This window comes from Paenirhodobacter sp. (assembly GCF_047600745.1).
In the GTDB taxonomy this organism is placed as follows: Bacteria; Pseudomonadota; Alphaproteobacteria; order Rhodobacterales; family Rhodobacteraceae; genus Rhodobacter.
The window spans coordinates 502815-519138 of record NZ_JASGKI010000001.1 but is presented as its reverse complement, the minus strand read 5'-3'; the positions used below and the strand labels follow the sequence as shown (position 1 = coordinate 519138).

At 68.5% G+C, this 16324-nt stretch carries 16 protein-coding genes, 1 tRNA gene and 1 riboswitch; of the genes, 5 read left to right on the top strand and 12 right to left on the bottom strand.

The window, feature by feature from the left end; translation table 11 throughout:
• Positions 1-72: 72 nt before the first annotated feature.
• A riboswitch (cobalamin riboswitch) is annotated at positions 73-265 on the bottom strand.
• Between the two features lie 34 nt (positions 266-299).
• Positions 300-896, top strand: a complete 597-nt coding sequence (cobO, locus tag QM789_RS02775; RefSeq protein ID WP_420350436.1) for a cob(I)yrinic acid a,c-diamide adenosyltransferase — start codon at positions 300-302, stop codon at positions 894-896.
• Here the strand turns inward: cobO and QM789_RS02770 are convergent.
• On the bottom strand, positions 893-2053 hold the full coding sequence (locus tag QM789_RS02770; RefSeq protein ID WP_420350435.1) for an MFS transporter: 1161 nt from the start codon (positions 2051-2053) through the stop codon (positions 893-895). The two genes, cobO and QM789_RS02770, sit on opposite strands and share 4 nt — an antisense overlap.
• A 507-nt stretch (positions 2054-2560) precedes the next feature.
• Positions 2561-3301, bottom strand: a complete 741-nt coding sequence (locus QM789_RS02765; RefSeq protein WP_420350434.1) for a glucose 1-dehydrogenase — start codon at positions 3299-3301, stop codon at positions 2561-2563.
• 137 nt (positions 3302-3438) lie between these two features.
• Here QM789_RS02765 and QM789_RS02760 point away from each other — a divergent pair, with 137 nt between their 5' ends.
• Positions 3439-4926 carry an aldehyde dehydrogenase family protein gene (locus QM789_RS02760; RefSeq protein WP_420350433.1) on the top strand — a complete coding sequence of 496 codons (1488 nt, stop codon included), beginning with the start codon at positions 3439-3441 and terminating at the stop codon, positions 4924-4926.
• Here QM789_RS02760 and QM789_RS02755 read toward each other — a convergent pair.
• From QM789_RS02755 to QM789_RS02735, 5 genes are read right to left on the bottom strand one after another with little or no spacing between them, the layout of a single operon-like run.
• A complete protein-coding gene (locus QM789_RS02755) occupies positions 4913-5809 on the bottom strand; it encodes a LysR family transcriptional regulator (protein WP_420350432.1) in 897 nt (298 codons plus the stop codon). The two genes, QM789_RS02760 and QM789_RS02755, sit on opposite strands and share 14 nt — an antisense overlap.
• Positions 5810-5845: 36 nt before the next feature.
• The gene (gene lpdA, locus QM789_RS02750) at positions 5846-7201 is read right to left on the bottom strand and encodes a dihydrolipoyl dehydrogenase (protein ID WP_420350431.1); all 1356 of its coding nucleotides are present in this window, start codon (positions 7199-7201) and stop codon (positions 5846-5848) included.
• Between the two features lies 1 nt (position 7202).
• A complete protein-coding gene (locus QM789_RS02745; RefSeq protein WP_420350430.1) occupies positions 7203-8489 on the bottom strand; it encodes a dihydrolipoamide acetyltransferase family protein in 1287 nt (428 codons plus the stop codon).
• A 1-nt stretch (position 8490) separates the two neighbouring features.
• Positions 8491-9507: an alpha-ketoacid dehydrogenase subunit beta gene (locus tag QM789_RS02740; RefSeq protein ID WP_420350429.1), complete on the bottom strand. Its 1017-nt coding sequence runs from the start codon at positions 9505-9507 to the stop codon at positions 8491-8493.
• A gap of 1 nt (position 9508) precedes the next feature.
• Positions 9509-10744 carry a 3-methyl-2-oxobutanoate dehydrogenase (2-methylpropanoyl-transferring) subunit alpha gene (locus QM789_RS02735; RefSeq protein WP_420350428.1) on the bottom strand — a complete coding sequence of 412 codons (1236 nt, stop codon included), beginning with the start codon at positions 10742-10744 and terminating at the stop codon, positions 9509-9511.
• A gap of 228 nt (positions 10745-10972) precedes the next feature.
• On the opposite strand from QM789_RS02735, the gene QM789_RS02730 reads away from it, so the two are divergent.
• The gene (locus tag QM789_RS02730) at positions 10973-11443 is read left to right on the top strand and encodes an Lrp/AsnC family transcriptional regulator (protein ID WP_420350427.1); all 471 of its coding nucleotides are present in this window, start codon (positions 10973-10975) and stop codon (positions 11441-11443) included.
• Here the strand turns inward: QM789_RS02730 and QM789_RS02725 are convergent.
• From QM789_RS02725 to dapF, 4 genes are read right to left on the bottom strand one after another with little or no spacing between them, the layout of a single operon-like run.
• Positions 11412-11858 carry an NUDIX hydrolase gene (locus QM789_RS02725; RefSeq protein ID WP_420350426.1) on the bottom strand — a complete coding sequence of 149 codons (447 nt, stop codon included), beginning with the start codon at positions 11856-11858 and terminating at the stop codon, positions 11412-11414. The genes QM789_RS02730 and QM789_RS02725 overlap by 32 nt on opposite strands.
• Positions 11855-12277 (bottom strand): alternative ribosome rescue aminoacyl-tRNA hydrolase ArfB, encoded by a 423-nt coding sequence (gene arfB / locus QM789_RS02720; RefSeq protein ID WP_420350425.1) that lies wholly within the window; start codon positions 12275-12277, stop codon positions 11855-11857. The genes QM789_RS02725 and arfB overlap by 4 nt, the downstream gene beginning before the upstream one ends.
• Before the next feature lie 38 nt (positions 12278-12315).
• Positions 12316-13569, bottom strand: coding sequence for a tRNA (N(6)-L-threonylcarbamoyladenosine(37)-C(2))-methylthiotransferase MtaB (gene mtaB / locus QM789_RS02715; RefSeq protein WP_420350424.1), 1254 nt, complete (start codon positions 13567-13569; stop codon positions 12316-12318).
• Positions 13566-14390, bottom strand: coding sequence for a diaminopimelate epimerase (gene dapF / locus QM789_RS02710; RefSeq protein ID WP_420350423.1), 825 nt, complete (start codon positions 14388-14390; stop codon positions 13566-13568). The genes mtaB and dapF overlap by 4 nt, the downstream gene beginning before the upstream one ends.
• Positions 14391-14483: 93 nt before the next feature.
• Between dapF and QM789_RS02705 the strand changes: the two genes are divergently transcribed.
• Together QM789_RS02705 and QM789_RS02700 are read left to right on the top strand one after the other, a co-directional pair.
• Positions 14484-14559: transfer RNA gene (locus QM789_RS02705), tRNA-Lys, on the top strand.
• A 194-nt stretch (positions 14560-14753) separates the two neighbouring features.
• Positions 14754-14903 carry a hypothetical protein gene (locus tag QM789_RS02700; protein ID WP_420350422.1) on the top strand — a complete coding sequence of 50 codons (150 nt, stop codon included), beginning with the start codon at positions 14754-14756 and terminating at the stop codon, positions 14901-14903.
• Positions 14904-15277: 374 nt separating this feature from the next.
• Here QM789_RS02700 and trxB read toward each other — a convergent pair whose 3' ends face one another.
• Entirely contained in the window at positions 15278-16225 is a 948-nt protein-coding gene (gene trxB / locus QM789_RS02695; RefSeq protein WP_420350421.1) for a thioredoxin-disulfide reductase, read from the bottom strand.
• Positions 16226-16324 lie beyond the last annotated feature (99 nt).

The following is a 16324-nucleotide window of genomic DNA, read 5'->3' as shown; positions in this document are numbered from 1 at the left end:
GCGGCGGGGCGCAAAGCCGGGGGCACAGGCGGACCCGCGGCCTGCGGCGCACCCCGGCCGCGGACGATTGACGGCCCAAAGGCCGGTGCTGGCAGGTCTCCCGGCTTGCGGATCCAGGGGTTTCCCCCAGCGGGCGCCCGGCCTTCCCGGCGGATGCCAGTGGCGGGGGGCGACCTTTCCGGTCACGGTCGCGGGGGCGGCTGCGCTTGGTGTCGCATTCCCTCTTCGCCTGCGCTATGCAGGAACCAGCGATGGTTCAGCCAAGCCACGATGCGCCCCCCATGTCAAGCGAGACCCCGATGACCGACCCCGCCGCCCATGCCGCGAAGAAGGCAAAGATCAAGGCCGCCCGCGACCGGATGATGGAGACGAAGACGGGGGAGAAGGGGCTGATCATCGTGCTGACCGGGCCGGGGAAGGGGAAGTCGTCCTCGGCCTTCGGGATGATCCTGCGCTGTGTCGCGCATGGTTTTCCCTGCGCGGTGGTGCAGTTCATCAAGGGGGGTCGGCCCACGGGGGAGCGTGACCTTCTGGCCCGGCTGGGGGTGCAGTTCCATACGATGGGCGAGGGGTTCACCTGGGAAACGCAGGATCTCGAACGCGACCGGGCGGCGGCGCGGGCGGGCTGGGAGATGGCAAAGGCGCTGATCCGCGATCCGGCGAACCGGATGGTTCTGCTCGACGAAATCAACATCGCGCTGCGCTACGACTATCTGGACGTGGCGGAGGTGGTGGCCTTTCTGCGCGACGAAAAGCCGCCGATGACCCATGTCGTCCTGACCGGGCGGAACGCGAAGCCCGAGGTGCTGGAAATCGCCGATCTGGTGACCGAGATGGCCGTGGTGAAGCACCCGTTCCGCGACGGTATCAAGGCGCAGCCGGGGGTGGAGTTCTAGCGCCCCCGCGCGTGCCGCCATGCCACCGTCAGCGCCAGCAGCCCGGCGAGCGACAGCCCGATCCCCACCAGCCCCGAAGACCGCCAGCCCCAGCCCGCCGTCAGCGCCATCCCCGCGACCCACGGACCGAGCGCATTGGCCGCGTTGAAGGCGGCGTGGTTCATCGCCGCCGCCATCGACTGCGCCTTTCCGGCCACGTCCATCAGCCGGGTCTGCAACGGCACGACCAGCCCGCTGCCGAGGCCCAGCACAAAGGAGGACAGCGCCATCGCCATCCAGTTGCCCACCGCAAGCGCCGCAAAGCCCTGTGTCGCCGCCATGAACAGCATCAGCCAGAACCCGGCGCGGAACACGCCGAGCCGGATCGTCAGCCGCGCGGCGCCGATGCTGCCCAGTGTGCCGCCGAGGCCGAAGGCAGCGAGGGTGACCGCGATCGCCCAGGACGGCGGTGCCGCCGTCGCCAGCATCGCCGCCGACAGATAGGCATAAACGGCAAAGATCCCGCCGAAGCCGACCGCCCCCACCAGAAGCGTCAGGATCACCGCCGGATTGCCGAGCGCGCGCAGTTCCTGAAGCGGGCGGGCATGCGGATCGACCCCCACCCGTGGCGCAAAGCGCAGGATCAGCACCGCCGCGAGCAACGCCAGCGCACCGGGCAGCGCGAACCCCCACCGCCAGCCGAGGCTTTGGCCCAGCACGCCCGCCAGCGGCACGCCGAAGATATTCGCCACCGTCAGGCCCAGCATGATCTGTGTGACGCCCTTCGCGCGCTGGTCATAGGGCAGGGCGTCCGCCGCGAACAGCATCGCCACGCCCAGAAACCCGCCATGCGGCAGCCCGGCCAGAAACCGCATCCCCACCAGCGTGCCATAGCCCGGCAGCAGCGCGGCGAGCAGATTCATCACCCCATAGGCCCCGATCAGCCCCGCCAGATAGCGCCGCCGCGGCAGCCGCGCGCCCAGGATCGAGGTCAGCGGCGCCCCCACCACCACGCCGAGCGCATAGGCGGAAACGACATGGCCCGCCTCGGGTTCGGACACGCCGAGGTCCGCAGCATACCAGGGCAACAGCCCCATCGCGGCGAATTCCGATGTGCCGATGGCAAAGGCGCCGAGCGCAAGCGACAGCGTGGCGAGCCGGAGAGAGGTCTGGGGCATGGCGAACCTATGGGGGGAGGACGCCCGACTGTTAGCGCCATCCCCGAGCTGTGTCCACCACCCCGGACGCAAGGCTGCCATCCGCCCGCGCGCTGGGGGCCAACCGGGATCGGACACGGGTCAAGTCAACGGTGAGGCGGTCAGGCCCCCCGCGCGCCGGGGCAACGCATCCATGAGTGCGAGCGGCAAGCGCGGGGAGCCGCCATCGTCCTGCGCGCCGGGGCAACAGGTTGGGGGCGCCCCGGCGCCGGGAATCGGACAGATCCGCACCACGGTGCTCCCCGCAGGGGGCACCTTCCGCTTCTGCGATGGCGAGAAACCATCCGCGCCCCCCGCGCAGGGGTGCGCCGTCCTGCCAGGAGGAGAGCGATCCGTTCACGAGATCCGCAGGAGTGCTCCCGCAGCGGGTCGCGAACCGCCGGGGGCGTGGCGCTATCCGATGGGGCGGCGCGGCGGTGTCCGAACAGCCCCGGCGGGACGGCCCTGCTGTCCGCAGGGGCTCCGCCCTCAGATGCAGCGGCCGCCGTCCACTTCCATCGCGACGCCGGTGATCATCGAGGCTTCGTCCGAGCACAGGAAGGCCGCGGCATTGCCCATGTCCTCGGGGGTCGAGAACCGGCCGAGCGGTATGGTCGAGAGAAACTTCGCCCTAATCTCGGGCGTGTCGGCGCCCATGAAGGTGGCGAGCAGCGGCGTATCCCCGGCGACCGGGTTGATCGCGTTGACCCGGATGCCGAAGGGCGCCAGTTCCACCGCCATGCCGCGGGTGGCGGCGATGTCCCAGCCCTTCGAGGCGTTATACCATGTCAGGTTCGGGCGCGGCGAGACCCCGCCGGTGGAGGCCACGTTCAGGATCGCGCCGTATCGCTGCGCCTTCATATGCGGCACGATCGCCCGGGCGGAATTGTAGACCGAGCGGATGTTGACGGCGTTGATCCGGTCGAACGTGTCTTCGTCCACCTCGTCGAGCGGGGTGGGGACATGGCCGATGCCCGCATTGTTCACCAGAACATGCAGCCCGCCGAATTCGGCGAGGGTCAGATCGCGCACCGCCTTGAAATCCGCGAGCCGGGTCACGTCGCCCGCGAAGGGGCGCGCGCCGGTCTCGGCCGCCACCATCTCGGCGCTGACCCGATCGCGGTCCATCACCACGACCCGCGCGCCTTCGGCCACGAATTTGCGCACGATCCCCGCGCCAAAGCCCGATCCGCCGCCGGTGACGATCGCCACCTTGCCTTGTAACCGCATGATCTCCTCCTTTTTTGGCGCGCAGGATGGGGGAAAGGGGTGGAAAGGAACAGTCCCCAATAACTGAACGCGCCGTCAGATTTCCTTCCTTGAGCCCGCGCGCCCTCCCGCGCATAAATCCGGGGGGAGGATTGTTCATGACGGATTGGCAGGCCCGCGCCGCGGCGCTTTACGATGGCGGCTTCCGCCCGATGGTCATCGGCGGCAAATGGGTGCCGGGAGAGACCGGCGCGGTGATCGAGGCGTGCAACCCCGCGACGGGGGCGCTTCTGGCAACGGTCCCGCGCGGCACGGCGGCGGATGTGGATGCGGCGGTAGCGGCGGCGCGCGCGGCCTTCGAGGGGCCATGGGCGAGGTTCACGCCGTTCGAGCGGCAAAACCTGCTGCTGCGGATCGCGGAGAAGTTCGAGCAGAACTGGGAAACGCTGTGCCTGTCCGACACGCTGGATATGGGGATGCCGATCGCGCGGACGCTGGCGAACAGCCGCCGGGTGCTGGGGATGCTGCGGTTCTATGCCGGGCAGGCGGTGGCGATCCACGGCCATACCATCCCGAACAGCTTCCCGGGCGAGATCCTGTCGCAGACGGTGAAGGAACCCGTGGGCGTGGTCGGCGCGATCATCCCGTGGAATGCGCCGATCGCCGGTTCGGTGTGGAAGATCGGCCCGGCGCTGGCGACCGGCTGCACGGTGGTGCTGAAACCCTCCGAGGAAGCCTCGCTCACCGTCCTGCTGATCGCGAAGCTGATGCAGGAGGCGGGTCTGCCCGATGGCGTGCTGAACATCGTCACCGGCACGGGGAGCGAGGCGGGCGCGGCGCTGGCGGCGCATCCGGGGGTGGACAAGATCGTGTTCACCGGCTCCACCGCCACCGGGCAGGCGATCGCGCGGGCGGCGACGGGCAACCTGAAGCGGGTGTCGCTGGAACTCGGCGGCAAATCTCCGGTGATCGTGTGCCGCGACGCGGATATCGACAAGGCGGTGCCGGTGGCGGCGATGGCCGTTTTCGCCAATTCCGGGCAGATCTGCATCGCCGGATCGCGGCTGTTCGTCGCGCGCGAGATCCATGACGAATTCACCGCCCGCGTGGCGGAGTTCGCGCGGGGCCTGCGGATCGGCAACGGGCTGGCGCCGGAGACGGAGCTCGGCCCGATCATCTCGGCGCGGCAGGCGGAGCGGGTGGAGGGCTTCCTGCGAGCCGGGCCGGAGGAGGGGGCGCATCTGCTCACCGGCGGCGCGCGGGTGACCGGCGCGGGCTATGACGGCGGCCATTTCATCGCCCCCACCGTCTTCGGCGGCGTGACCGACGGGATGCGCCTCGCGCGGGAGGAGATCTTCGGCCCGGTGATTTCGGCGCTGCCCTTCGACACGCTGGAGGAGGTGGTGGCGCGGGCGAATGCCACGCCCTATGGCCTGGCGGCTGGGGTGTTCACCACGCATCTGGGCACGGCGCACAAGCTCAGCCGGCGGCTGAAGGCGGGGTCGGTCTGGGTGAACATGTATCACGCCATCGACCCGGCGGTGCCCTTCGGCGGGGTGAAGATGTCGGGCTATGGCCGCGAAGGCGGGGCCGAGCATCTGGACGAATACCTGGATACCAAGGCGATCTGGATCAACACCGACTGAGTTCGGAGCGGATCAGGTCGATGAGCTGTTCGGAATCGCCGTGCAGCACATGGCCGCGCAGCGTCAGGATGCCGATGGCGCGCTCCGCCCCCGGATCGGCCACCGGCACCACCCGGTAGCCCGCGCCGGGCAGCATCGGCACCGCCACCTCGGGCACCAGCGCGACGCCCAGCCCGGCCTGCGCCAGCGCGATGGCGGTATAGGCGTTCTGCACCTCGTAATTCGGGCGCAGGCACAGCCCCGCCGCCGCCGCGATCCGGTCGGTGAGCGCGCGGATCGCGGTCTGCCGGTCCAGCATGATCAGCGGCAGGGCGGTCAGATCGGCCAGCCGCAGCGCCACGGCCCCACCGTCCAGCGCGGGCGGCACGCAGGCCGCCAGCCGGTCGCGCAGGATCGGCTCGAAATGGACTTCGGTGAGATTCGGCGGTTCGGGCCCGACATAGAGTTCGACCTCCTGCGCCTGAAGCATCACCAGCGCCCCGGCGGGCGGTGTTTCGCGCACCTCCACCACCGAACGCGGAAAGCGCGCGCGGAAGGTCATCAGGATCGGCCCGAGCCGGGTGGAGGCGAGCGTCGGCGCGCAGGCGATCTTCAGATGCCCGCGCCGCTGCGCCGCGAGTTCGGCCAGCCGCGTCAGCCCCGCCTGCACCTCGCCCATCGCGCGCCCGACCTGATCGTAAAGAAGCCTGCCCTCCGGGGTCAGCGTGACGCATTGCGGCGTGCGCACGAACAGGCTGACGCCGACCTGTTCCTCCAGGTCGCGGATCTGCATCGACACCGCCGAGGGCGAGCGGTTGCTTTCCTCCGCTGCGCGGCGAAAGCTGCCGTGTTCGGCCGCGAGCAGGAAGGTCTGCAACAGTTTCAGGTTCACGTTGGGCACCATGCCGCCCTTATCGCGGGCCGGGCGGGGGCACGCAACTCAGATATGCAGGGCGTGGCCGAGGGCGCGCAGGCAGGCTTCGTGCAGCGCCTCGCCCCGGGTGGGGTGGGCGTGGATCGTGCCGGTGATGTCTTCGAGCCGCGCGCCCATTTCGATCGCCAGCGCGAAGCCCGCCGCCAGTTCCGCCACCCCGGCGCCCACCGCCTGAATGCCCAGCACCTCATGCGTGTCCGGGCGCGCGGTGATGCGGAGGAAGCCGTCCTCCCGCGCCTCGGTCATCGCCTTGCCGTTCGCCGCAAAGGGGAAGAGGCCGGTGAGGGTGCCGTCCCCCGGGGCCTGCCCGACGCTGACGATTTCGGGGTCGGTGAAGCAGACCGCCGGGATCGCGCGCTTGTCCCAGGCGCGGGGGAGGCCCGCGACGATTTCGGCCACCATCTCGCCCTGCGCCATGGCGCGGTGGGCGAGCATCGGCTCCCCGGTGACGTCGCCGATCGCGTAGACGCCCTTCATCGAGGTCCGGCATTGTGCGTCGATCCGCAGGAACGCGCCCTCCATGTCCAGATCCAGCCCCGGGATTCCCGCCGCCGCGCTGCGCGGGCGCCGCCCGGCGGTGACGAGGATCCGGTCCGCCTCGATCTCCTCGGCCCAGTCGTCGGTGGCGATCCTGAGCGCGCCCCTGGGCGACAGCCCGCCCGCGCGGGCGCCGGTCAGCACCCGCACGCCAAGCGCCGAGAGCCGCGCCAGAACCGGGCGGGTCAGGGCGTCATCATACTGCGGAAGGATGCGCGGCGCGGCCTCCACCACCGTCACCTGTGCGCCGAGCTTGGCGAAGGCGGTGCCGAGTTCCAGCCCGATATAGCCGCCGCCGATCACCGCCAGCCGTGCGGGGATTTCGGCAAGCGCCAGTGCCTCGGTCGAGGAAATCACCTTGCCGCCGAAGGGCAGGGTGCGCAGTTCCACGGGTTCCGATCCGGTGGCCAGCACCACCGCCTCGGCGCGGACCAGAACCTCGCCCTCGGGCGTGGCGACCCGCGCCGTCTTGCCGTCGCGCAGCGTGGCGGTGCCGGTGATCAGCCGCGCCCCGGCCTTGCGTAACAGCCCCTGCACCCCGCCCGTCAGCCGGGTGACGATGCCGTTCTTCCACGCCATCACCTGCGCAAGGTCCACCGTGCCGGTGGCGGTGATGCCGGGGGTCAGCGCGTGCAGGCGGTGGAAATCCTCGGCGGCATGGATCAGCGCCTTCGACGGGATGCAGCCGACGTTCAGGCAGGTGCCGCCGGGCGGGGCCGGGTCGACGATGACCGTATCCACCCCCAGTTGCCCGGCCCGGATCGCGCAGACATAGCCGCCCGGACCCGCGCCGATGACCAGAAGTTTGCAGGAAATCTCGCGCATCTTACGCCTCCACGAAAATCAGCGCCGGGGTCTCCAGCAGGTCTTTCAGCCGCGCGACGAAGACCGCCGCATCCCAGCCGTCGATGACCCGGTGGTCGAAGCTGCACGACAGGTTCATCATCCGGCGCGGCTCGAAGGCGGTGCCGTTCCAATGGGGCCGCACCGCCAGCCGGTTGACGCCCACGATCGCCACTTCGGGCGCGTTCAGGATCGGCGTGGTGGCGATGGCGCCCAGCGGCCCGAGCGAAGTGATCGAGATGGTCGAGCCGGTGAGCTCCTCCCGCCGCGCGGTGCCGTCCTTCGCCGCCTGGGCAACGCGGGCGATCTCGGCGGCGGTTTCGCGCAGGGACAGCGCCTCGGCATGGCGCACCACCGGCACCATCAGGCCGCCCGGCGTCTGCGCGGCGATTCCCAGATGCACCGCGCCATAGCGCCGGATCACGCCGTCTTCGTAATGCGCGTTCAGCATCGGCTGGTCGCGCACCGCTTTCACGATGGCCCGCGCGATGAAGGGCAGCAGCGTCAGCTTGCCGCCCGGGGCCATCCGCGCGCGGAGGTCTTCGACCGCGGTGGCGTCGATTTCCTCGACGATGGTGATATGGGGGATGCGGTTCGCGGTCTCCATCCGCTCCGCGATCCTGCGGCGCAGGCCGATGACGCGGATTTCCTCCACCGTCTCGTCGGGCTGCGGCCCGGCGGCGGGGGGCAGCCCGCCCGAGGCGATGAAGGCCGACAGGTCGTCATGCGTGATCCGCCCGGCGGGGCCGGAGCCGCGTACCATCCGCAGATCCACCCCGGCCTCCCGCGCCCGCGCCCGGACCGAGGGCGGCGCGAGCGGCTTCTCCCCCTCGGGGCGCAGCGGGGCGGGCTGCATCGGGGAGGGGGGGTGCGTGGATGACCCCGAGCCCGTTTCCGCGCGGGCGGTGTCGGGTTTCCGGGCCGTCTCCGGGCTGTCTTTTGGGGCAGCGTGGCCTTCGATGCCCTCGGCCGGGGAAGGGGCATCCCTGTCGGGATCGGCGTGTTCACCGGGCTTCCGGTTGCCCGCGCCCTCGACCTCCAGCCGTACCAGCTCGGCGCCCACGGCGAGGACGTCGCCCGGCTGGCCCGCCTGCCAGACCACCTTGCCCGCGACGGGGGAGGGGATTTCGACCGTCGCCTTGTCGGTCATCACGGCGACGAGGGGTTCGTCCTCGCGCACCATCTGGCCGATGGGGACCAGCCATTCGGCGATCTCGGTCTCGGCGATGCCTTCGCCGATGTCCGGCATGCGGATCGAATGCAGCCCCATCTCAGACCTCCTCCACCAGATCGGCCAGCGCCGCGGCGACCCGCGCCGGGCCGGGGAAATAGCTCCATTCGTGGACATGCGGATAGGGCGTGTCCCAGCCCGCCACGCGGCGGATCGGCGCCTCAAGCCGGTAGAAGCATTCGGCCTGCACCAGCGCGGCGAGTTCCGCGCCAAAGCCCGAGGTCAGCGTGGCCTCGTGCAGCACCATGCAGCGCCCGGTCTTGTTCACCGACGCGGCCACCGTCTCCAGATCCAGCGGCAGAAGGGTGCGCAGGTCGATCACTTCGGCGTCGATGCCGCTGTCCTGCGCCGCCGCCAGCGCGACATGCACCATCGTGCCATAGGCAAGGATCGTCGCCCGCCGCCCCGGCCTGCGCACCACCGCCCGGCCCAGGGGCACGGTGTAATGCCCTGCGGGCACCTCGCCCAGGTCATGCGCCTTCCACGCCGTCACCGGGCGTTCGTGATGGCCGTCGAACGGGCCGTTATAAAGCCGCTTCGGTTCCAGGAATATCACCGGATCCGGGTCCGCGATCGCCGCAAGCAGCAGCCCCTTCGCATCATGCGGGTTCGAGGGCACGACGGTCTTCAGCCCGGTGACATGGGTGAACAGCGCCTCGGGCGACTGGCTGTGGGTCTGGCCGCCGAAGATCCCGCCCCCCGCCGGCATCCGGATCACCATCGGGCAGGTGAATTCCCCGTTCGAGCGGTAGCGCAGGCGGGCGGCCTCGGACACGATCTGATCGTAACCGGGATAGACGTAATCGGCGAACTGGATCTCTACCACCGGACGCAGGCCATAGGCCGCCATGCCGATCCCGGCGCCGACGATGCCGCTTTCGTTGATCGGTGCATCGAAGCAGCGGGTCTTGCCGTATTTCTTCTGTAGTCCGGCGGTACAGCGGAAGACGCCGCCGAAATAGCCCACATCCTCGCCGAAGACGACCACGCGGGGGTCGGCCTCCATCGCGACATCCAATGCGTCGCGGATCGCCTCGATCATCGTCATCCGGGCCATGTCAGAACCCCGCCTCCTGCCGCTGGCGCCGCAGGTGGGGCGGCATGGTTTCGTAGACATCCTCGAACATCTCGCGCACCGAGGGGTGATCGCCGGAATGCAGGGTACCGATCGCTTCGGCCTCCTTCTGCGTGGCGATCATCGTGGCCATGATCTCGGCCTCGGCCTGAACATGGCGCTCCTCGCTCCAGACGCCACGCGCGATCAGGTGGTTCTTCAGCCGCAGGATCGGATCGCCCAGCGGCCAGGCGGCGCTTTCCTCGGCCGGGCGATAGGCGGAGGGGTCGTCGGAGGTCGAATGCGCGCCCTGCCGGTAGGTGACATATTCGATCAGCGTCGGGCCCAGGTTGCGCCGCGCGCGCTCTGCCGCCCACCGCGCCACCGCCACCACGGCGATGTAATCGTTGCCGTCCACCCTGAGCGACGGGATGCCGAAGCCCAGCCCCCGCGCCGCGAAGGTGCCGGACCCGCCCCGCGCGATGCCCTGAAAGGTGGAAATCGCCCATTGGTTGTTGACGATATTCAGCACCACCGGCGCCTTGTAGGTGGAGGCGAAGACCAGCGCGGCGTGAAAATCGCTCTCCGCCGTGGAGCCGTCGCCGATCCATGCGGCGGCGATCTTCCTATCCCCCGAAATCGCCGAGGCCATCGCCCAGCCCACCGCCTGAATATACTGCGTCGCGAGATTGCCGGAGATCGAGAAGAACCCGTGATCCTTCACCGAATACATCACCGGCAGTTGCCGCCCGCGCATCGGGTCTTCGGCGTTGGAATAGACCTGATTCATCATCGACCGGACCGGATAGCCCGAGGCGATCAGCAGCCCCGCCTGCCGGTAGGTGGGAAAGTTCATGTCGCCCGGATTCAGCGCGCGGGTGAAGGCGCAGGACACCGCTTCCTCGCCCAGATGCTGCATGTAGAAGCTGGTTTTCTGCTGCCGCTGCGCCATCTGCATCCGGGCGTCATAGGCGCGCAGCATCATCATGTGGCGCAGCCCCTCGGTCAGGTCTTCGTCCGACAGCGCCACCGCCTCGGCCCATGGTCCCACGGCCAGACCGTCGCGGTTCAGCACGCGGATGATGGTGAAGGCGAGGTCGCGGATCTCCTCGGGATCGGCATCCACCTCGGGGCGGCGCACGGTGCCCGCGCGGGGGATCGGCACGCGGGAGAAATCGGGCGTGCCGCCGGGGCGGACCTCGGGCTCCGGCACGGTCAGAGATAGCGGCGGATAGTCCATCAGCACCTCCCTTGTCACCGGCGGGAAGGGCCAACGAGGCATCGGCCCGGAAATGCGGGTCGATGCGGTCGTGGTGGTGGCTGAATGCACCGGCTCCCTCCCAGAAACCGGATTGCTTGCTCAAAGCATGCGCCGATTCCCGCGAAATGTCCTTTCGATGATTTGTTGTTTCGGCCCAATATGCTGATAATCTTCTGCGATGTGCGCTAACAGTCAGAAGGATATTCCATGGAGACCCGCAGGCTCGACCCGATAGACCGGCGCATTCTGGCCGCGCTGACCCGGGACGGACGGCTGACCAATGCGCAACTGGCCGAGGAGGTGGGCCTGTCGCCCAGCCCGTGCTGGCAGCGGACCCGGCGGCTTGAGGCGGAGGGCTTCATCCGGGGCTATACGGCGGTGCTGGATCAGGCGCTGCTGGGGGTGCCCGAGACGGTGATCCTCGAAGTGACGCTCGACCGGCACGACGATGCCGCGCTGGAAACCTTCACCCGCGCCTTGCAGACCATGCCCGAGGTGCTGGAGGCGCATCTGACGGCGGGGGAATACGATTTCATCCTCAAGATCGCGGTGGATGGCACCCGTGGCTATGAGGATTTCCTGCGCGGCAAGCTGTATCGGCTGCCCGGCATCCGGCATACCCGGTCGAGCTTCACCCTGCGCTGCATCAAGCAGGGGGGTGCGCCGATCCCGGAATAGCGCGCAGCAGCGCCTTCAGGCCGGGTTCCCCGACCAGATCCGCCGCCTCTGCCGGGGGCAGGAAGCGGCGCTCGCGGCGGCCTGCCTCGGGGTAGCTGTCGGCGATGGCGGTGACGTCGATGAGATAGACGCTGACCTCGGTTTCGCGCGGCAGGCCGCCCTTGCCGCGCTTGGCGTAAAGGAAATGCCCGACCGGATCGGGGCGCAGGCGGCCGCGGATACCCGCCTCTTCCCATGCCTCCTGCATCGCCGCGCCCGCCAGTGTCCGCCCCGCCATCGGCCAGCCCTTCGGGATGATCCAGCGCCCCGAGTCGAGCGAGCGGATCAGCAGCACCCGGCCCTGATGCAGGCAGAGCGCCCCGGCCTGCAATGGCCGTGGCCTGCGGCCAAGCAGCGTGGACAGGAAGCGGATCATTCGTCCTCTCCGATCGTGCCGCGCAGGGATTTCACCTCGCCCCGGATCGCCTTGGCCTTCAGCCGCCGCCGCTGGCTGCCAAGCGTGGGTTTCGTCGCCACCCGGCGTTTCGGGGCGACGAGCGCCTCGCGGATCATCCCGGCCAGACGCTCGCGCGCCAGTTCGCGGTTGCGCAACTGGCTGCGGGTTTCCTCGGCCCGGATCACGATGGCGCCGTCGAGCGTCCATTTCCGCCCGGCGATCCGTTTCAGCCGGGCCTTCTGCGCGGTGGTCAGGTTGGGGGAGCGTTCCGCCTCGAAGCGCAGTTCGACCGCCGTCGAGACCTTGTTGACGTTCTGCCCGCCCGGCCCCTGCGCGCGGGTAAAGCTCTCCGTCAGCTCCCAATCGGCGATCGCAAGGGTGTCGTTGATCCACAGCATGGCGCCAGATTAGCCTAACCGGCGAAAAGCGGAAGGGCTCAGGCGATCAGCCGCGTGCCGTCATGGCCCCGGATCGGCAAGGTGAGGATCGTGCCCTCCGGCATGTCGCGGTCGAACTGCACCTCGGTGAAATATTCGGTGCGTCCGGCGCGGGGGCCTTCGGTCAGGATCACCCGGCGCTGGCCGGTTTCGGCGTCCAAGTGGCGGGTCAGCGCCTCCTGTCCCTTCGCGCGCAGGCGGGCGGCGCGGTCCTTGATCGCGGGGCCGGGGACGCGGGGCATCCGCGCGGCGGGCGTGCCCTTGCGCGCGGAATAGGGGAAGACGTGCAGGAAGGTCAGGCCGCAGTCATCGACCAGCCGCAGGGAGTTTTCAAACATCGCCTCGGTTTCCGTCGGGAAGCCGGCGATGATGTCGGCGCCGAACAGGATGCCGGGGCGCAGGCGGCGGGCTTCCTCGCAAAAGCGGATCGCATCATCGCGCAGGTGGCGCCGCTTCATCCGTTTGAGGATCATGTCGTCCCCCGCCTGCAACGACAGGTGCAGATGCGGCATCAGGCGCGGTTCGGTGGCGATCGCCTGCATCAGGTTGTCATCCGCCTCGATACTGTCGATCGAGGAAATCCGCAGCCGCGGCAGGTCCGGCACCAGCCGCAGGATGCGCATCACCAGATCGCCCAGACGCGGCTCCCCCGGCAGGTCCGCGCCCCAGGACGTCAGGTCCACCCCGGTCAGCACCACCTCGTTGAAGCCCCGGTCCACCAGCCGCTGGATCTGCTCGACCACCACCCCCGCCGGGACCGAGCGCGAATTGCCCCGGCCATAGGGGATGATGCAGAAGGTGCAGCGGTGATCGCAGCCGTTCTGCACCTGCACATAGGCGCGGTGGCGGCCGAAGCCGTCGATCAGATGACCCGCCGTTTCGCGCACCGACATGATGTCATCGACCATCACCCGCTCTGTCGTGCCGATGAAATCGGGGGCGCGGAGGGACTGCCACGTTTCGGCCTGCATCTTTTCATGGTTGCCGATGATGCGGGTGACCTCGGGCATCTCGGCGAAGGTTTCGGGCTCGGTCTGCGCGGCGCAGCCGGTGACGATCACCGCCGCGCCGGGGTTTTCGCGCGCCAGGCGACGGATTTCCTGCTTGGCCTTGCGCACGGCCTCGGCCGTCACGGCGCAGGTGTTGACGATCACCGCGCCCTCAAGCCCCGCGGCGGCGGAGAGTTCCCGCATCGCCTCGGTCTCATAGGCGTTCAGCCGGCATCCCAGCGTGGCGAAGACCGGGGGCTTCATGGCATCAGGCCGGGCGCGAGCCGCCCCTCGAAGACCAGCGCCGTTGGCCCGGTCATCCAGATACCATCCGCGCGCCAGTCGATCTCCAGCCGCCCGCCATCGACATCGACGATCACATGCCGCCCGGTCAGCCCACGCAGATGCGCCGCGACGGCGGTGGCGCAGGTGCCCGAACCGCAGGCCAGCGTGATGCCCGCGCCACGTTCCCACACCCGCATCCGCAGATGGTCGGGGCCGAGGACAGAGGCGAATTCGACATTGGTCCGTTCGGGAAACAGCGGATCATGCTCGATCCGGGCGCCGATCCGCGCGACATCCACCGCTTCGGCATCCGCGACGAAATAGATGCAATGCGGATTGCCCATCCCCACCGCGACCGGCGCGCCATCGAGCGGCAGCGCCATCGGATCGGCCGTCACCGGGATCTGCGCCGGGTCGAGAATCGGCGGCCCCATGTTGACGCTGACCAGCCCATCTGCCCGGCGCCGCGCATGAAGCGTGCCGCGTTCGGTGGTCAGCGTGACCGCATCGCGCCCGAGCTGCCCCATCATCCAGTCCGACACGCAGCGCGTGGCATTGCCGCAGGCCCCCGCGCGCGAGCCGTCCGAATTCCAGAATTCCAGCGCGAAATCCGCCGTTTCCGAGGGCCGGATCACCGCAAGCTGGTCAAACCCCACCCCCCGGTGCCGGTCCCCCAGAAGCCGCGCGAGCGCAGGCGTCACCGGATCGTCGCCGAAACGGGCGTCGATCACCACGAAATCATTGCCAAGCCCGTGCATCTTCATGAACGGCAGGCCGGAGGCGGAAGCTGTGCTGGTCATGCGCGGCCATATACGTCCGGCGCAAGGATTTTTCCAGTGCCGGTGTTTGCGCTTGACCACCCCCGTCAGGCTTTGTAGAGAGCCCCCCAGAGTGAGCCGGTAGCTCAGCCGGTAGAGCAACTGACTTTTAATCAGTAGGTCCTGGGTTCGAACCCCAGCCGGCTCACCAGATATTAGCGATTTTGTATAATAGCTTTCACTTCCGGGTTCAGTTTGCTTGGCGGTCTGTTCCATCCGGGAATCGGATTAAACGGTTGATTCATGTTAGGTTGAAATTCTCTGCGAAAGCGCCCGCCGAAGCGGGTGCTTTATACGATGGCAATGCTCAGATCAGAAATCTCGTTGTGTCAATGACAGTGCGTCATGCCCGTGCTGCTGTCCATGTGGCAGCACTGGCCGGGTGGGGATGATTTTCTGCATCCGCCACCATGGGCTGATGCCGGAGCCATGGCCGTCAACGAGAGGGCAATGGAAATCACTGTTACAGCCAGATATTTCATTCTTTCATCCTGATTCTGCCTGGGTCGCATCCCATGATGTGAGCTGCAAGATGAGGCATGTTTCAGGCAGGAATAAGCATTGTTCAGCCTTACCGGAAAAGCCGCGCCTTGAGCCAAGCCGCGGGCGCATCTTGGCTGATCCTTCCGCTCGATCGCATCGTCGATGTGGTCAAGCGGAAGTCCGTGAGAAATTACGTTTGTTGTATGAGTTTGCGGGCCTTCACGGCGCTATGAAGCGGCACGCCAGCTTCGCGAAAAACTGAAGGTGCGTTCGGAGGCATGGACCGCCTCGTCCCTTCGAGCGACCCGCCTGGTTGGTCCCTGACCTGAGGAGGTGTGCCGCCCTCTTGTGACGAGAGGCGCCAGTCCGCATGCCGCCCGCCGGAGTTACCCGTCCTGTTCGGCCAGCCAGCGTTCGGCGTCCAGGGCGGCCATGCAGCCCATGCCGGCGGAGGTGATTGCCTGGCGATAGGTGTGGTCCGTCAGGTCGCCTGCGGCGAAGACGCCTTCGACCGAGGTGTGGGTGCTGCCCGGTTCGACCTTCACATAGCCGCCGTGATGCAGTTCGAGCTGGTCCTTGACCAGTTCCGACGCCGGGGCATGGCCGATCGCCACGAAGACGCCATCGCAGGGCAGGGTGGTTTCCTCTCCGGTTGCGGTGCTGCGCAGCCGGATGCCGGTCACCGACAGATGCGGCTGGGTCTCGCCCAGGATTTCCTCAACCGTGTGGTTCCAGACGACCTCGATCTTCGGGTTCTTGAACAGCCGGTCTTGCAGGATCTTTTCGGCGCGGAAGCCCTCGCGGCGGTGGACCACGGTGACCTTGGCGGCGAAATTGGTCAGGAACAGTGCTTCTTCGACGGCGGTATTGCCGCCGCCGACCACCACGACCTCCTTGCCGCGGTAGAAGAATCCGTCGCAGGTCGCGCAGGCCGAAACGCCGAAGCCCTTGAATGTCTCTTCCGAGTCGAGCCCGAGCCAGCGCGCCTGAGCCCCGGTCGCCAGAATCACCGCATCGGCCTCGTAGCGGGTGCCGGAATCGCCCATCGCGACGAAGGGCCGCGCGGAGAGATTCAGCCCGGTGATCGTGTCGAAGACCACATCGGCGCCCATCGCGCGGGCGTGTTCCTCCATCTGCACCATCAGGTCGGGGCCCTGAACCTCGGTTCGGCCGGGCCAGTTCTCGACCTCGGTGGTGATGGTCAGCTGCCCGCCCGGCTGCTGCCCCTGCACGAGGACCGGCTCCAGCATGGCGCGGGCCGAATAGACAGCGGCAGTATAGCCCGCCGGTCCGGAACCGATGATCAGCACGCGTGTCTTCCTGGTCTCGCCCATCGGGGTCTCCTTCATCCTGCGGCGCCAGATATAGGCATCCGGCGGGAAAAGCGGAACCCCCCGGGTTTTCCGGTCGATTGCTCTTGCGCCGCTTTGGGC

Bases quoted from the DNA above. Each gene is read 5' to 3' on its own strand.
- QM789_RS02735 (WP_420350428.1), bottom strand. From the start codon at position 10,744: ATGGACTATCCGCCGCTATCTCTGACCGTGCCGGAGCCCGAGGTCCGC.
- lpdA (WP_420350431.1), bottom strand. From the start codon at position 7,201: ATGCGCGAGATTTCCTGCAAACTTCTGGTCATCGGCGCGGGTCCGGGC.
- QM789_RS02770 (WP_420350435.1), bottom strand. From the start codon at position 2,053: ATGCCCCAGACCTCTCTCCGGCTCGCCACGCTGTCGCTTGCGCTCGGC.
- dapF (WP_420350423.1), bottom strand. From the start codon at position 14,390: ATGACCAGCACAGCTTCCGCCTCCGGCCTGCCGTTCATGAAGATGCAC.
- QM789_RS02700 (WP_420350422.1), top strand. From the start codon at position 14,754: ATGCCCGTGCTGCTGTCCATGTGGCAGCACTGGCCGGGTGGGGATGAT.
- arfB (WP_420350425.1), bottom strand. From the start codon at position 12,277: ATGCTGTGGATCAACGACACCCTTGCGATCGCCGATTGGGAGCTGACG.
- QM789_RS02760 (WP_420350433.1), top strand. From the start codon at position 3,439: ATGACGGATTGGCAGGCCCGCGCCGCGGCGCTTTACGATGGCGGCTTC.
- QM789_RS02765 (WP_420350434.1), bottom strand. From the start codon at position 3,301: ATGCGGTTACAAGGCAAGGTGGCGATCGTCACCGGCGGCGGATCGGGC.
- QM789_RS02730 (WP_420350427.1), top strand. From the start codon at position 10,973: ATGGAGACCCGCAGGCTCGACCCGATAGACCGGCGCATTCTGGCCGCG.
- QM789_RS02740 (WP_420350429.1), bottom strand. From the start codon at position 9,507: ATGGCCCGGATGACGATGATCGAGGCGATCCGCGACGCATTGGATGTC.
- QM789_RS02745 (WP_420350430.1), bottom strand. From the start codon at position 8,489: ATGGGGCTGCATTCGATCCGCATGCCGGACATCGGCGAAGGCATCGCC.
- QM789_RS02725 (WP_420350426.1), bottom strand. From the start codon at position 11,858: ATGATCCGCTTCCTGTCCACGCTGCTTGGCCGCAGGCCACGGCCATTG.
- trxB (WP_420350421.1), bottom strand. From the start codon at position 16,225: ATGGGCGAGACCAGGAAGACACGCGTGCTGATCATCGGTTCCGGACCG.
- cobO (WP_420350436.1), top strand. From the start codon at position 300: ATGACCGACCCCGCCGCCCATGCCGCGAAGAAGGCAAAGATCAAGGCC.
- QM789_RS02755 (WP_420350432.1), bottom strand. From the start codon at position 5,809: ATGGTGCCCAACGTGAACCTGAAACTGTTGCAGACCTTCCTGCTCGCG.
- mtaB (WP_420350424.1), bottom strand. From the start codon at position 13,569: ATGAAGCCCCCGGTCTTCGCCACGCTGGGATGCCGGCTGAACGCCTAT.